The sequence below is a fragment of the Collinsella sp. AM10-26 genome, assembly GCF_003472525.1.
Taxonomy (GTDB): Bacteria; Actinomycetota; Coriobacteriia; order Coriobacteriales; family Coriobacteriaceae; genus Collinsella.
In genome coordinates, this window is record NZ_QRMC01000004.1 from 38,318 (window position 1) to 52,336 (window position 14,019).

11 protein-coding genes and 1 riboswitch are annotated in these 14,019 nt (G+C 60.4%); of the genes, 6 read left to right on the forward strand and 5 right to left on the reverse strand.

From position 1 onward, the window contains the following. The first annotated feature begins 27 nt into the window (after positions 1 to 27). Entirely contained in the window at positions 28 to 633 is a 606-nt protein-coding gene (locus DW123_RS04360; protein ID WP_233505133.1) for a pentapeptide repeat-containing protein, read from the forward strand. Positions 634 to 694: 61 nt separating this feature from the next. Here DW123_RS04360 and thiD read toward each other — a convergent pair whose 3' ends face one another. Further along, positions 695 to 1,525 carry a bifunctional hydroxymethylpyrimidine kinase/phosphomethylpyrimidine kinase gene (thiD, locus tag DW123_RS04365; protein WP_117734968.1) on the reverse strand — a complete coding sequence of 277 codons (831 nt, stop codon included), beginning with the start codon at positions 1,523 to 1,525 and terminating at the stop codon, positions 695 to 697. 180 nt (positions 1,526 to 1,705) lie between these two features. After that, a complete protein-coding gene (thiC, locus tag DW123_RS04370) occupies positions 1,706 to 3,040 on the reverse strand; it encodes a phosphomethylpyrimidine synthase ThiC (protein WP_117734969.1) in 1,335 nt (444 codons plus the stop codon). Next, positions 3,032 to 3,148: riboswitch (TPP riboswitch) on the reverse strand. It overlaps the preceding gene by 9 nt. 62 nt (positions 3,149 to 3,210) lie before the next feature. Here thiC and DW123_RS04375 point away from each other — a divergent pair. Further along, entirely contained in the window at positions 3,211 to 3,732 is a 522-nt protein-coding gene (locus DW123_RS04375; protein ID WP_117762854.1) for a hypothetical protein, read from the forward strand. Between the two features lie 39 nt (positions 3,733 to 3,771). Here DW123_RS04375 and DW123_RS04380 read toward each other — a convergent pair whose 3' ends face one another. Together DW123_RS04380 and DW123_RS04385 are read right to left on the reverse strand one after the other, a co-directional pair. After that, the gene (locus DW123_RS04380; RefSeq protein WP_117762855.1) at positions 3,772 to 4,581 is read right to left on the reverse strand and encodes a YaaA family protein; all 810 of its coding nucleotides are present in this window, start codon (positions 4,579 to 4,581) and stop codon (positions 3,772 to 3,774) included. A gap of 103 nt (positions 4,582 to 4,684) precedes the next feature. After that, the gene (locus DW123_RS04385) at positions 4,685 to 6,082 is read right to left on the reverse strand and encodes an aminopeptidase (RefSeq protein ID WP_118273593.1); all 1,398 of its coding nucleotides are present in this window, start codon (positions 6,080 to 6,082) and stop codon (positions 4,685 to 4,687) included. A gap of 166 nt (positions 6,083 to 6,248) precedes the next feature. On the opposite strand from DW123_RS04385, the gene polA reads away from it, so the two are divergent. Continuing rightward, on the forward strand, positions 6,249 to 8,999 hold the full coding sequence (gene polA, locus DW123_RS04390; protein ID WP_118273594.1) for a DNA polymerase I: 2,751 nt from the start codon (positions 6,249 to 6,251) through the stop codon (positions 8,997 to 8,999). 278 nt (positions 9,000 to 9,277) lie between these two features. Here polA and DW123_RS04395 read toward each other — a convergent pair whose 3' ends face one another. Next, positions 9,278 to 10,105, reverse strand: a complete 828-nt coding sequence (locus tag DW123_RS04395; RefSeq protein ID WP_118273595.1) for a Cof-type HAD-IIB family hydrolase — start codon at positions 10,103 to 10,105, stop codon at positions 9,278 to 9,280. A 554-nt stretch (positions 10,106 to 10,659) separates the two neighbouring features. Between DW123_RS04395 and DW123_RS04400 the strand changes: the two genes are divergently transcribed. From DW123_RS04400 to argH, 3 genes are all read left to right on the forward strand, one after another. Then, complete coding sequence (locus DW123_RS04400) at positions 10,660 to 11,886, forward strand: argininosuccinate synthase (RefSeq protein WP_118273596.1); 1,227 nt, start codon at positions 10,660 to 10,662, stop codon at positions 11,884 to 11,886. A 235-nt stretch (positions 11,887 to 12,121) separates the two neighbouring features. Continuing rightward, on the forward strand, positions 12,122 to 12,292 hold the full coding sequence (locus DW123_RS09560) for a hypothetical protein (protein ID WP_158550218.1): 171 nt from the start codon (positions 12,122 to 12,124) through the stop codon (positions 12,290 to 12,292). Between the two features lie 118 nt (positions 12,293 to 12,410). Then, positions 12,411 to 13,841, forward strand: a complete 1,431-nt coding sequence (gene argH / locus DW123_RS04405) for an argininosuccinate lyase (protein ID WP_118273597.1) — start codon at positions 12,411 to 12,413, stop codon at positions 13,839 to 13,841. Positions 13,842 to 14,019: the final 178 nt, after the last annotated feature.

Here is a 14,019-nt window from a genome sequence, read left to right on the forward strand (position 1 = left end):
AACGAGCGGCTTGGCTGCCACATGGGCATGGATGAGCTCATTGACCTGTTTGCCGAGGGGGATGAGCTTGTCTCCAATACCGCTTTTGAGGAGCTGGAGCTCGCCTATGACGTGGCGAACGGTGCGACCTTTGACGGCATCGTGTTCCGCTCCTGCGTATTCGATGGCGTCGATTGGAGTGGTTCGACGTTTCGTGACGTCGTATTTCGCGGTTGTCGCTTTATCCGCTGCAATATGGAAGGCTGCTGGCTCAACCGATGCGACTTTGTTGATTGCTCGGCGCCGGGGCTCAACTTGGTCAAGGCGCGCCTGTCGAACGTTTCGTTTGCATCATGCGACCTGAGCTACGCGAACCTTTCGGAGGGACGCATTGGCCCCATCACGGCGTGCGATGTGCGCCTGACCGAGGCGGCGCTCCAGGGGGCCAAGCTGGGGCAGCTGCGGCTGGATAGCTGCGACCTGACACGAGTTGATGTGTTCAAGACACCGCTGTGTGGTGTTGATGTATCGCGCTGCACGTTTGAGGCTCCCGTTGTTTCGGGCGACTACCGTGAGTTGCGAGGCCTGACAGTCAATGCCGAACAGGCGCTCGCGCTTTCGGGCTTGCTCGGCATCCAACTCGCAGACGATTAAGTGGTAAAAGAAAAACCACCACAAAGGTGCCTGTCCCCTTTGTGGTGGTTTTGCTGCAGGGCTAGTAATTCCACATGTGGTTGACGGGGCCGGAACCTTTGCCCATGTCAAAGCCGGCGGCGAGGGCGCCCGTTAGGTAGGCCTTGCCGGCGTTGACGGCGTCGGCAAGATCCATGCCCTGGGCCAGCGCGCAGGCGATAGCGGACGAGAGCGTGCAGCCGGTGCCATGCGTGTTGCCGGTCTCGATGCGCTTGTGACGGAACCATGTGGTGAGCGGATCGCCCAGGTGGTTGCCCTCGTCATCGAGCGGCGCGGGCTCCGCCAGCACGTCGTTGGCCTCGTTGACAAGATGTCCGCCTTTAACCAAAGACGCGCATCCAAAGCGGCGGGTGAGGAGCATGGCGGCATTTTGCTGCGTGCGCTCGGAATCGACCTCGTAGTCGAGCAGTGCCATGGCCTCGGGGATATTGGGTGTGATGACGGTCGCCAACGGGAACAGGCGACGCGTGAGCGCCTCGGCCGCGTCCTCGGCAATGAGTCGAGCGCCCGAGGTGGCTACCATGACGGGGTCCACGACCACGTTCGTTGCGTTCCAGGCGCTCAAGCGGTCGGCGATGACTTCGATAATCTCGACAGAAGAAACCATGCCGATCTTGACGGCGCTCGGGCGGATGTCGTCAAAGACGGCGTCGATCTGCGCGGCGACGATATCTGGCGAGATATTCTGCACGGCGGTGATGCCCAGGGTGTTTTGTGCCGTGATGGCGGTTATGGCCGTCTCGGCATACAGACGGTGCGCCGTAATGGTCTTGATGTCGGCCTGAATGCCGGCGCCACCGCTGGAATCGGATCCTGCGATGGACAGGACGGCAGGTACCTTGCTGCGATCCATGTTCGCTCCCTTGTTCGGTCGGAATCAAATGGGTCTTTAAGCTAGCATTATAAAGATGCCCGGGCCGACTCTATGTCGAACCCGGGCGGGCGGTGCAATCTTTACGCAAATGCAAGAAAATGTTCACACGTCAACAACGGTCGACGTCGCGGTGCTTCCAAAAGCAATCGTGGCGACGAGTTAGTCCTCCATGCCGAGGTCGATTGTCGTGCCCTCGAACACCTTGTTGACAGTGCGAACGGCGCACATCTTGCCGCACATGGTGCAGGTGCCCTCGGTGGCGGCGGGGGATTCCTCGTAGCGCTTCTTGCCGGTGACCGGGTCGAGGGCGCACTTCCACATGGCGTCCCAGTCGAGCTTGCGGCGTGCCTGACCCATCCTGTCGTCCATGTCACGGGCGTGCGGTACCTTCTTGGCGATGTCGGCGGCGTGTGCGGCAATCTTGGTGGCCATGAGGCCATCGAGCACATCCTGAGCGTTGGGCAGGCACAGGTGCTCGGCCGGCGTCACGTAGCACAAAAAGTCGGCACCCGAGCTCGCGGAGATGGCGCCACCAATGGCGGCGGTGATGTGGTCGTAGCCCACGCCGATATCGGTCACCAGCGGCCCCAGCACATAGAACGGGGCGTTGTGGCACAGGCGCTTCTGCAGCTTCATGTTGGCGGCGATCTCGTCGAGCGCCATGTGACCCGGACCCTCGACCATGACCTGGACGCCGGCGGCCCAGGCGCGCTTGCACAGCTTGCCCAGCTCGATCATCTCGGCGGTCTCGGTTGCGTCGTTGGAGTCGTAGAGACAGCCCGGGCGGCAGGAGTCGCCGAGCGAAATCGTCACGTCGTACTCGTGGCAGATCTCGAGCACCTCGTCGTAGAACTCGTAGAAGGGGTTCTCGTTACCGGTGACCTCCATCCAACCAAACAGCAGCGAGCCGCCGCGGCTGACGATGTTCATGAGGCGGCCAGTCTCCTTAAAGGTCTTGATGACCGACTTGTTGATGCCGCAGTGGATGGTCATAAAGTCCACGCCGTCCTCGGCATGCGCGCGCACGACCTCGAGCAGATCGTCCTTGGTCAGCTTGACCAGCGGCTTTTCCATGTAGCCGATGGCATCGTACATGGGGACGGTGCCCACCATGAGCGGTGTCTCGTCGATGAGCTGCTGGCGGAACTGGCGCGTCTTGCCCGAGTTGGAGAGGTCCATGATGGCGTCGGCGCCAAAGTCCTCGGCGATCTTGACCTTCTTCCACTCCTCGGCGGCATCGGCCTTATCGCCCGAGATGCCCAGGTTGACGTTGACCTTGGTGGACAGGCCCTCACCGACGCCAAAGGCGCGCATGCCTTTTTTGATATGCACGATGTTGGCGGGGATGGCGATGCGGCCGTCGGCCACGCGCTCGCGGATGTACTCGGGGTCGCGATGCTCGCGCTCGGCGACTTCTTTCATCTGCGGCGTGATTTGCCCGGCGCGGGCGAAGTCGATTTGCGTGACGAGTTTGGGCTCGGTCTGTGTGCTCATTGGCACGGCTCCCTTCGTTGGCATTACCCATATCAGGTTTGCGGGTCAGGGCGGGCGCGCCCAATCTCAGCCTGCCGTCTTGTCCTGCAAGCCCCCCGTTATGTCATGGGCTCAAGTATAGCCTGAATGGGTACGATTGGGCCAACGAGCGTGCTTGCGGGGGGGCGAACATGGAAGACAAGCATCTATATCGAGAGACGCAATGGGATGTATCGGCCGAGGAGGGCCGTGCGCACCATGGCCTTGTCGCGATTGGTTTTGCGGTGCTTGCCGTGTTGGTGATTGCCTTTTGTATTTGGACGTTTGGCGGTCGCGGCGGCGCTGGCTGGGAGTTCGAGGTTGATGATAGCCTACCGATTATGACGGTGAGGAGTACTGGCGGTAATGCCAATACGCTCGCCGTTCCGGGCGATTATTGGTACCCGCGCGATGAGTTTGTGCAGCTGCAGCTGAGTGGTGGGTCCATTCCAGGTGAAGAAATCGAACGCGTGACGTTTGATGCGGCGCTCAAAACGCTGACGGTGAAGCTCAAAAATCAAGGAGACGTTCCCACGACGATGGATATCGCGCTGACGGAATGGCGCCTGGAGCCCCCGTCGGGCGTCAAAGTGTCCGAGGTGGAGTACGTCAAGATTACCTATCAGGACGGCTTGACAAATGAAATTGCCAAAGCCGACGGCTTGGCGGAATAGACGCCGTGCCTAGGTAGCACATTCAAAGTAGCGGTGGTCCTACAAGGCCTGTTCGTTCAGGAAGACCAAAGTGTTTTTATTTGAAAGCTCGGGAAAGTGACGATAACCAACGTCGAACGCGGTGAGCCCGCTTATATCCTCGAGCTTGTTTTCTGCCATCCACCGCACCATGGAGCCGCGCGCCTTTTTGCTGGCGGTCGACCGTTGGATGGGCTTCCCGTTGCGGATACCCTCGCCAAAGAGGCATGTGACGGCCGTGGCGTCGCCCGCGAGGTGGGGCAGAACGGCTTTGGCATACTCTACGCTAGCGAGGTTGACGATCGTGGTGTTTGAGTCCGCCGGGGCGATAGCCCGCGCGAGCTTGTCGCTCCAAAACGCGTAGAGGTCTCGGGCATCGTCAACGGCGAGCTTCGCGCCCATCTCCAGCCGATACGGTTCGACGGCATGAAAGGGACGAACGCACCCGTAGAGGCCGGAGAGGATCCATAGATGGTCTTGTAGCCATGCGAGCTGCGCGGAATCCATCACCTCGGGCGCCATACTCTGGTATTGAATGCCGTGATAGGACATGACGGCAGGGGAGAGGTGACGGGCGAGTTCGGGATTGTCGAGATCGCCGTTTTTCAGGATGGGCCCGAACTCATGCAGGGTGTTGAGGCAAGGCCCCAGCAGTTTGTCACTCACGTTCCATAGCGCTTGCAGGCCGCCGCTGCCTTCATTTCGCTCGATATCTAGCAGTGCGCAGTGGAGGCGAGCCGTCTCGTGCGCAAAAGGTGGAATGCCCAGGACTTCAAAAGCATCTTGGGCCGCGCGCATCTGCTTGGCGGGCGAAATGATGATCTGCAGCATGGACTCTCCTCTGCCAAAAAGGAAGTTGCGGTGGAATACAGTCTGTTTGGGCCGTTTATGGGCCAGTTTAGTCCGTATTTCACCGCAACTGATGAAGGGCTGGTTAGGCGCGCTCGATGAAGGCCTTGTAGCCGCGATAGGCCTCGTAGATATCGGCCTTGTTGGCGACCTCCCACAGGGCGTGCATGGACAGGACGGCAACGCCGGAGTCGATGACGTTCATGCCATACTCGGCCATGATGTAGGCGATGGTGCCGCCGCCGCCCGCGTTGACGCGGCCGAGCTCGCAGGTCTGGAAGTCCACGCCCGCCTCGTCCATGATGTCGCGGACGAGGGCCACATACTCGGCGTCGGCATCGTTGGAGCCTCCCTTGCCGCGGCTGCCCGTGTACTTGTTAAAGCACAGGCCGCGACCCATAAAAGCTGCATTCTTAGTCTCGAACTTACCGGCATAGCCCGGGTCAAAGCCGGCGGACACGTCAGAGGAGAGCATGCGGCTGCGGGCGAGTGCGCGGCGCAGGGCCAGCGGGCTGCTCTCGCCGGCGAGCGTCATGATCTCGGCGACGGTGTTCTCGAAGAAGCGGCTCGTCATGCCGGTGGCGCCCACGGAGCCGATCTCCTCCTTGTCGACGATGAGCGTGATGCTCGTGCGCTCGACGTCTGCCACGTTGATCTGGGCGAGCATGGAGGGGTAGGCGCAGACGCGGTCGTCGTGGCCATAGCCCAAAATCATGGAGCGGTCGAGGCCCATGTCGCGGGCGGGGCCGGCGGGCACGACCTCGATCTCGGCGGAGAGGAAGTCCTCCTCCTCGACGTCGTACTGTTCCTTGAGGATATCCAGGAACATCTGCTTGACGGGCTCCTTGGGGGCGTCCTTGTCGTCCTCGTCAAACTTGACGGGGCGGCCGCCCACGATCACGTCGAGGATCTCGGCGTCGACGGCGTCCTTGGCCGGCTTGGACATCTGCTCGCTCGAGAGGTGGATCAGCAGGTCGGAGATGGTAAAGACCGGGTCGTCTGCCTTGTCGCCGATGTTGATGTCGACGGTGGTGCCGTCCTTTTTGCAGATGACGCCCACAAGCGCGAGCGGGGAGGCCACCCAGTGGTAGCTCTTGACGCCGCCGTAGTAGTGCGTGTCGAGGTAGGCCATGTCGCCGGCCTCGAAGGCGGGATTCTGCTTGAGGTCCAGGCGCGGCGAGTCCACGTGGGCGCCCAGGATGTTAAAGCCCTGCTCGAGCGGGGCGGTGCCAAGGTTGACGAGCATAAGGTCCTTGCCGTGGTTGGCGGCGTACACCTTGTCGCCTGCCTTGAGCTCGCGGCCCTCGGCGATCGCGGTCTCCAGGTCGACGTAGCCCGCCTCCTCGGCCATCTTGATGCCGGCCTTGACACACAGGCGCTCGGTCTTGTTCTCACTCAAAAACATCTTATAGCCGCGGCAAAGCTCCTCGAGCTCCTCGATCTGCTGTGGCGTGTACTTTTTCCATGCGCAGGGACGCTCCATGACGCAGGCTCCTTTCGGATCGATCGTGCTGGTTAATGTACCGTGAGCCATCGTATCATGCGCGGGCGCGCGGTGGCGGAGGAGCTTGATGTGCGGTGGCCGCGAGGCGGGGAGCGTGTAAACTGGTGGGAGCAAATCGTGCCCAGCCCAAAGCGAGGTATTCAATATGTCTGACAAGCACCGCACCTTTGCCGTTATCGACGGTAACTCGCTCATGCACCGCGCCTTCCACGCCGTGCCGCCCACCATGAACGCGCCGGACGGTCGCCCCACCAACGCGATCTTTGGCTTTCTGAACATGTTTCTCAAGATGATCGACGCCTTTAACCCCGACGGTGTGGTCGTGGCGTTTGATAAGGGCAAGCCGCGCGTGCGCATGGAGATGCTGCCGCAGTATAAGGCGCAGCGCCCGCCCATGGACCCCGACCTGCACGCGCAGTTCCCCATGATTAAGGAGCTGCTCGCTGCGCTCAACGTGCCGATTTTGCAGTCCGAGGGCTGGGAAGGCGACGATATCCTAGGCACCATGGCGCGCCTGGGCGAGGAAGCCGGCTGCGACATGCTGCTGGTGACCGGCGACCGCGACATGTATCAGCTCGTGACCGAGCACGTCAACGTGGTCTCGACCCGCAAAGGCCTGTCCGACGTGGCGATTATGACGCCCGAGAGCGTGGACGACCTGTATCACGGCATTACACCGGCGCTCGTGCCCGATTTTTACGGCCTGAAGGGCGATACGTCCGACAACATTCCCGGCGTGCCGGGCATCGGCCCCAAAAAGGCGAGCGCGCTCATCGCGCAGTACGGCAGCTTGGACGAGGTCATCGCACATGCCGACGAGGTCAAGGGCAAGATGGGCGAGAACCTGCGTGCGCATATCGACGACGCGCTGCTGAGCCGCAAGGTCGCAACCATTCGTACCGATGCGCCTGTCGAGCTCGACTTTGATGCGACGTCCTTCCCGGCGTTTTCTGCCGACGAGGTGTCCGCTGCGCTGGGCACGCTCGGCATTACGGCCATGCAGAACCGTTTTTTGGCGCTGATTGGCGGCGAGGGCGGGGCTGCGGCCGCTGCCAGCACGTTCGAGATGCCTGCTGTTTTGCGTGCCGCCGCCGGCGATGCCGAGGCGCTTGCTGCTGCCGCCGCCGAGGTCGCTCGCGCGATTGATGCGGGCGAGTGGATTGCCGCTGTGGTGGACGATGACAAGGAGGAAGGCGCACTTTTTGGCCTGACGCGCACGCTGTGGCTGGCGACGTCCAAGGGGTTGCTTGCGCTCGAGGAGGGCGACGGCGGTGCGTCTGCCGTGGTCGATGGCTTCAACGTTGCCCACGGCGTGATCGCCGGCGTGCTCGCGCGCCTGTTTATGGAGGGCCGCGTGGCGAGCCCGGACATGAAGGCGCTGCTGCACGAGCTTTCGCCCATCGATTCCTCTGAGCCCGAGCTCATGGATCCGCTGGCCGTCGATTCCACGCGCATCTTCGATACTGTGGTCGCCGCCTATCTGTTGGATTCCGACCGCTCCGAGTTTGATGAGGCGTATCTGGCCGATACCTATCTGCAGATGACGCTGCCCGCGGCGCGCGGCGCGGAGGGTGCTGGCGAGGACGCTCCTGCGCCTGCTGCCCGCACTGCGGCCCTGACGCTGGCGCTCGTGGCGCCGCTGCGCGACCGCATGGCCCGCGAGAACGCCGCCAACGTGTTCGATGGCATCGAGATGCCGCTCGTGCCGGTGCTTGCCAAGATGGAGCGCGCGGGCATGCTCGTGGACCCCGATCGCCTGCATAGTCTGTCCGAGGGTTTGGCGACCCAGATTGCCGAGGTCGAGCGGAGCATTCGCGACCTGGCCGGTGACGAGGCCTTTAACATCGGCAGTCCCATGCAGCTCTCGCACGTGCTGTTTGACGTGATGGGCCTTCCGACCAAGGGCCTCAAAAAGACCAAGCGCGGCTATTATTCGACCAACGCCAAGGTACTGAGCGACCTTGCCCGTGACCACGAAATCGTGCGTCTGATCTTGGACTGGCGTGAGAAGTCCAAGATCAAGTCCACCTATCTGGACACACTGGGCCCGCTGCGTCGCGGTGACGGTCGCGTGCACACTACGTACAACCAAACCATCACGGCGACGGGTCGTCTTTCCTCGAGTGACCCGAACTTGCAGAACATCCCGACGCGCTCGGAGCTGGGCCGTACCGTCAAGACGGCGTTTTCGGCAGGCGAGGGGAGCGTCTTTTTGGCGGTGGACTACTCGCAGATCGAGCTGCGCTTGCTGGCGCATCTTTCGGGTGATGAACATCTGGTGCGTGCCTTTAACGAGGGCGAGGACTTCCATGCCGAGACAGCCGCGCGCGTGTTTGGCGTACCGGTGTCCGAGGTAACGCCCGATTTGCGCAGCCGCGCCAAGGCAGTGAACTTTGGCATCGTGTACGGTCAGCAGGCCTACGGCCTGTCGCAGTCGCTGCATATCTCGATGGCCGAGGCACGCGACATGATCGACCGCTACTACGAGGCGTACCCGGGCGTGCGTACGTTCCTCGACAACGTGGTGGCGCGTGCCAAGCAGACGGGCTATGCCGAGACCATGTACGGCCGCCGTCGCCATATTCCTGAGCTCAAGGCCAAAAACCCGCAGCTCCGCGGCTTTGGTGAGCGCACGGCCATGAACCACCCCATGCAGGGCACCGCCGCCGACATCATCAAGATCGCAATGGCCCGCGTGAGCCGCCGTCTGGAAGAAGAGGGCTTTGCTGCCCACATGATTCTGCAGGTACACGACGAACTGGACTTTGAGTGCCCCGTCGACGAAGTCGAGCGCCTCACCGCCATGGTCCGCGACGTCATGGAACATGTGGTGGAGCTCCGCGTACCGTTAATCGCCGAAGCTTCGACTGGAGTGACCTGGGCAGACGCCAAGTAAGGGCATGACCACAATTCCAAAGTAATACAAAATCAGAAGGACGCCCCTCATCAACAAGGAGCGTCCTTCGTTCAATAAAAATCAGCCAAAGTATCTAGGCGCCAAGACGTCATCCAAGCGGCAAGCAAGTCACCGCAGGACCTGGCCGGGCGAGGCGGGTAAGTTTTTCGTAGATTCCGCACGAGCCGGAAAGCACTTAATGTGCTTTCCGAGCGAGCCCAGGACCTGACCGAACGAAAAACTTACCCGCCTCGCCCGGCCAGGTCCGACGAGCAACGTTAACGAGCCGCCAAGATGGCATCGATGAGCGTCAGTACGCCCCCGTCGTTGTTGCTCGGAATGCGCCACTTAGCATGCGCGTTCATATGCTCCTCGGCGTTGTCTACGATAAAGCTGTGACCGACGCGCTCAAGCATGGGGATGTCGTTGTACGTATCGCCCACGGCGGCGGCATCGGCAATATCAATGCCCAGCTGCTCGCACAGGTGCGCGACGCCCGAACCCTTGTCGACGCCCAGGTTCATAAAGTCGATCCACTCGCGGCCGGCATTGGTGACGTAGAGCTGGTCCGAGAACGCGGGGTTATAGTCCTCGTGAAATGCGGGCTCGGCATCGTAGGCGGGGAAGAAGATCGAGATCTTGTTGGAGTCGACGTCGAGGCCCTCAAAGGTATCGACGTAGTTGATCGTGTTGTAGTAAACGCTGAGCTCGTCGTGGTATTGGTGGTCGCGAGCAAGCACGTAAAACTCGTCGAAGCAGCACAGGACGGGGACAGCGCGCGGATCCTCCGAGGCGCGGCTCAAGACCTGCTGATACAGCGCCACATCGATAGTGCTCTTATAGATATAGTTGCCGCGGTAGATCACGCAGGCTCCGTTATCGGGGCAGAAAGCAAGGCGGTTTTTGATGCCCTCGAACATCTCCTCGAGCTTGGGGGCGGGACGTCCGCTGGCGGGGCAGAACACGATGCCAGCCTCGGCGAGCTTTTCCAGGCGCTCATCGAGGCCCTGGGGCAGTACGCGCTCGTCGGTCAGCAATGTCTTGTCCATATCGACGGCAAGGATCTTGATGTTGCCGATAGCGGCGTCCGATTCGTAAGTTTGCATAAAAGCGCCTTTCCGTTTCTAAATTGTTTCGGGCGGAATAACCCTCCGGTTGGTAATCGAGCGTATTTTCGCAGGAACGAAGCCTGTTTGCATCACGATTCACAAAGTAATGAAAAAACTTTTCAGAAATTTGAATTTGTCGCTTGTACTGCGGGCACTTTAGCGTAATATAGCGACCATCGAAAACGGAGACGGAAAAACAACCGCTTACCGAGGAAAAGGTACCGTTTGCGATATTTGAATTGCGCCCGGCGATATGTGAAAGGAGAGGCAGATGCAGTTCGTAAAGATCATCACCACTGCAGACAATGCCATCCGACGCCAGCGCGCAATTTCCCGACGACGATAACAATCGTCTCTGTCCGCATGGGGCGAATTGCCTCAACAGAGTCATTTTGAGGTCGTTGGGTTTTAGCACGACATTGCTGCATGTTTCTAGGGCATGTATATGCTGATTTTTGCTTTTTAACCTGATATTGCACGGTATTTGACCTTGAAATGACTTGCAACTGACCGATGTTCTAACTAGCTACCAAGGGCGAAAGGAAACAGCCATGAGCAAGGAAAAAGTCGTTCTCGCATATTCCGGTGGCCTTGATACATCCGTATGTGTCAAGTGGCTCCAAGACGAGAAGAATCTCGATGTCGTTTGCGTCTGCGGCAACGTGGGCCAGGAGGAGACCGGCCTGGACGCCAAGAAGCAGAAGGCACTCGACCTGGGCGTTCTCGATTGCCAGGTGCTCGACCTGCGCGACGAATTCTCCGATGAGTTCCTGACTAAGGCCATCGCCGCCAACTCCATGTATGAGAACAAGTACCCGCTGCTCTCCGCCCTGTCTCGTCCGCTGCTCGCCAAGAAGCTCGTCGAGGTCGCTCACGAGTTTGGTGCGACCTACGTTGCCCATGGCTGCACCGGCAAGGGTAACGACCAGGTTCGTTTTGAGGCTGCCGTCAAGGCCCTCGATCCCGTGCTTAAGGTTATCGCTCCGGTTCGTGAGTGGGATCTGAAGTGCCGCCCCGACGAGGTCGCCTATGCCCACGCCCACAACGTGCCGGTTCCCGAGGGTGCCAACGACAACCCCTATTCCATCGACGACAACCTGTGGGGTCGCGCCATTGAGTGCGGCCATCTGGAGGATCCCTGGAACGAGCCGCTCGACGACGCTTGGGTTATGACCAAGAATCCCGAGGACACGCCCGACATCCCGACCTACACCGAGATTGAGTTTGAGGCCGGCAAGCCCGTCGCCGTCGACGGCAAGAAGATGAAGCTCTCCGAGATCGTCATCGCCCTCAACAAGATTTCGGGCGACAACGGCTTTGGCCGTCTCGACCTGGTCGAGGACCGTCTGGTGGGCCTCAAGAGCCGCGAGTGCTACGAGGTTCCCGGCGCCCTGACGCTTATCACCGCCCATAAGGCGCTCGAGGACATTTGCGTTGAGGGCGATCTGCTCAAGACCAAGATCAAGCTCGAGCAGGATTGGGCTACCGCCGTGTACAACGGCCAGTGGTATAGCCCGCTCAAAAACGCGCTCGACGCCTTTATGGCTGACACCCAGAAGTTCGTGACCGGCACCATCCGTCTGAAGTTCTTTAAGGGCAACTGCCACGTTGTCGGCCGCAAGAGCCCCTTCAGCCTCTACGACTACGGTCTGGCTACCTACGACCGCGACACCACGTTTGACGAGAAGGCCAGCGCCGGCTTTATCGAGATCGATACGCTGTCGCTCAAGACGTGGGCAAAGGTCCAGGGCCCCAGCTCTGCTGCCGCCCAGGCCTAGCGCCTCCTTCCCTCGGTATCCGCGCGGCCCATCCGCGTGATACATAACGGGCGCACGGGGTCCCTACCTTTCGTTATGCTTGCTGACACTTCTTAACATCGGTGGCCCCTACGTTCCGCCCGCATATATGATGCCGCGTCTGCGGCTGAGTCCGAGCCCCGCCGGGGTTGTCCGGCGGGGCTCCTTCTATCAATTTGGCGGCTCTGCGCCTATATATATATGAGGAGTATCCATTATGTTCAATGCTATCGCGCATGCTTTACTTGCCCTCGCGCCCGAGTTCGATGCTGCAAGGGTCGAGGACGTCCCTATGAGCCTGAAGGCCTGGATCGATGGTTCGCAGGGCAACATCCGGAGGGAGACGTTGGGCGCCAAGTGCATGGCGCGTCACTTCTTTGCAAATTAGCTACATGGCTCCGCACACGGTGGGGAATGTGTAAAACTAGCGGTTGAAAAATCGCTTTAGCGATATGGCGCATTGCTTTGGGCGCTTGTTTTGGTATTTGGAGAAAGGGGACGGTTCCATGGCTCTTTGGGGCGGTCGTTTTGAGGCAGGCGTGGCCGAGGTCACGCAGGAGTTTGGCGCGTCGCTGCCGGTCGACAAACATCTTTATAAGCAGGATATCGCCGGCTCTAAGGCACATGCCAAGATGCTGGCCGCCCAGGGCATCATCACTGCCGAGGACGAGCAGGCGATCTCCGAGGGCCTGATCGGAATTGAGCAGGATATCGATGCCGGTAACTTCACCTTCGATATCAACGACGAGGACATTCATATGTCCATCGAGAGCGAGCTGACGCGCCGCATCGGCGAGGCCGGTAAGCGCCTGCATACCGGGCGTTCGCGCAACGACCAGGTTGCGACCGATACGCGCCTGGGCGTCAAGGCGCTCGCCAAGGAGCTCATGGAGGCCAATCTTTCGCTTCGCCATGTGCTGGTGGATGCCGCTAAGAAGTACGACAAAGTGATTCTACCTGGCTACACGCACATGCAGCATGCTCAGCCCGTGCTGCTGTCGCATCATCTGCTGGCGTATTCCTGGATGTTCGCGCGCGACTTTACGCGCCTGAAGGCCGCCTTTGATGCCGCCGACAACTGCCCGCTGGGTGCTGCCGCGCTTGCCGGCACGAGCTATCCGCTCGATCGCCAGATGACGGCTGCCGAACTTGGCTTTGCGGGTGTGATCCCTAACTCGCTCGACGCTGTTTCCGATCGCGATTTCCTGCTCGATCTGCATTACGCTGGCTCCGTTATGTCCATGCATCTGTCGCGTCTTTCCGAGGAGATCGTGCTGTGGTCGAGCTCCGAATTTGGCTTTATCACGCTTTCCGACTCTTACTCCACCGGCTCGTCCATCATGCCGCAGAAGAAAAATCCCGACTTTGCCGAGCTGATCCGCGGCAAGAGCGGCCGCGTCTACGGCAACCTGGTGCAGCTACTGGTGACCATGAAGGGCTTGCCGTTGGCCTATAACAAGGACCTGCAGGAGGACAAGGAGGGTGCGCTCGATACTGCCCATACGCTCATGCAGTGCCTGTCCGTTATGGCCGGCATGATTTCGACTTGGACTGTCAACGAGGATGCCATGGCGCGCGAGTGCGGCGTGGGTCACCTTGCGGCTACCGACGTTGCCGATTACCTGGCTAAGCGCGGCCTGCCGTTCCGCGAGGCGCACGCCGTGGTGGGCCATCTGGTCCTGATGTGCGAGAAGCACGGCTGCAATCTTGAGGACCTGCCGTTCGAGGTGTTCCAGGAGGCAAGTCCGCTCTTTGAGCGCGATATTACCGAGGCGCTCGATATCCCGTCGATTGTCGCTGCGCGCACGACCGAGGGCGGTACCGCTCCTGCCGCCGTTGCCGTCCAGCTGGAGCGTGCCGAGGTACAGCTCGTGGCCGACGAGGGCGTGTTTGGGTCGCTGACCAAGGTCGTCGAGATGGGCCACGGGGCAAAGTAAGGGTTTGCTTGAGGCTTATTGGCCATTTATTGATAAATCGTTTTTGCTTCTTACGGGCGTCTGCTGATGTGGGCGTCTGTATTTTGTTGTAATGGGGGAGGGGCTTGTCGAGAACTTCTGTAGGACCTTTGGGCAGGTTGTGAAGGGGGGTACGTTCACAGGCGGCAACCGGCCGTCC

Excerpts from the sequence above, each read along its gene's own strand:
- DW123_RS04360 (WP_233505133.1), top strand. The coding sequence starts at position 28 with ATGGATGAGCTCATTGACCTGTTTGCCGAGGGGGATGAGCTTGTCTCC.
- thiD (WP_117734968.1), bottom strand. The coding sequence starts at position 1,525 with ATGGATCGCAGCAAGGTACCTGCCGTCCTGTCCATCGCAGGATCCGAT.
- thiC (WP_117734969.1), bottom strand. The coding sequence starts at position 3,040 with ATGAGCACACAGACCGAGCCCAAACTCGTCACGCAAATCGACTTCGCC.
- DW123_RS04375 (WP_117762854.1), top strand. The coding sequence starts at position 3,211 with ATGGAAGACAAGCATCTATATCGAGAGACGCAATGGGATGTATCGGCC.
- DW123_RS04380 (WP_117762855.1), bottom strand. The coding sequence starts at position 4,581 with ATGCTGCAGATCATCATTTCGCCCGCCAAGCAGATGCGCGCGGCCCAA.
- DW123_RS04385 (WP_118273593.1), bottom strand. The coding sequence starts at position 6,082 with ATGGAGCGTCCCTGCGCATGGAAAAAGTACACGCCACAGCAGATCGAG.
- polA (WP_118273594.1), top strand. The coding sequence starts at position 6,249 with ATGTCTGACAAGCACCGCACCTTTGCCGTTATCGACGGTAACTCGCTC.
- DW123_RS04395 (WP_118273595.1), bottom strand. The coding sequence starts at position 10,105 with ATGCAAACTTACGAATCGGACGCCGCTATCGGCAACATCAAGATCCTT.
- DW123_RS04400 (WP_118273596.1), top strand. The coding sequence starts at position 10,660 with ATGAGCAAGGAAAAAGTCGTTCTCGCATATTCCGGTGGCCTTGATACA.
- DW123_RS09560 (WP_158550218.1), top strand. The coding sequence starts at position 12,122 with ATGTTCAATGCTATCGCGCATGCTTTACTTGCCCTCGCGCCCGAGTTC.
- argH (WP_118273597.1), top strand. The coding sequence starts at position 12,411 with ATGGCTCTTTGGGGCGGTCGTTTTGAGGCAGGCGTGGCCGAGGTCACG.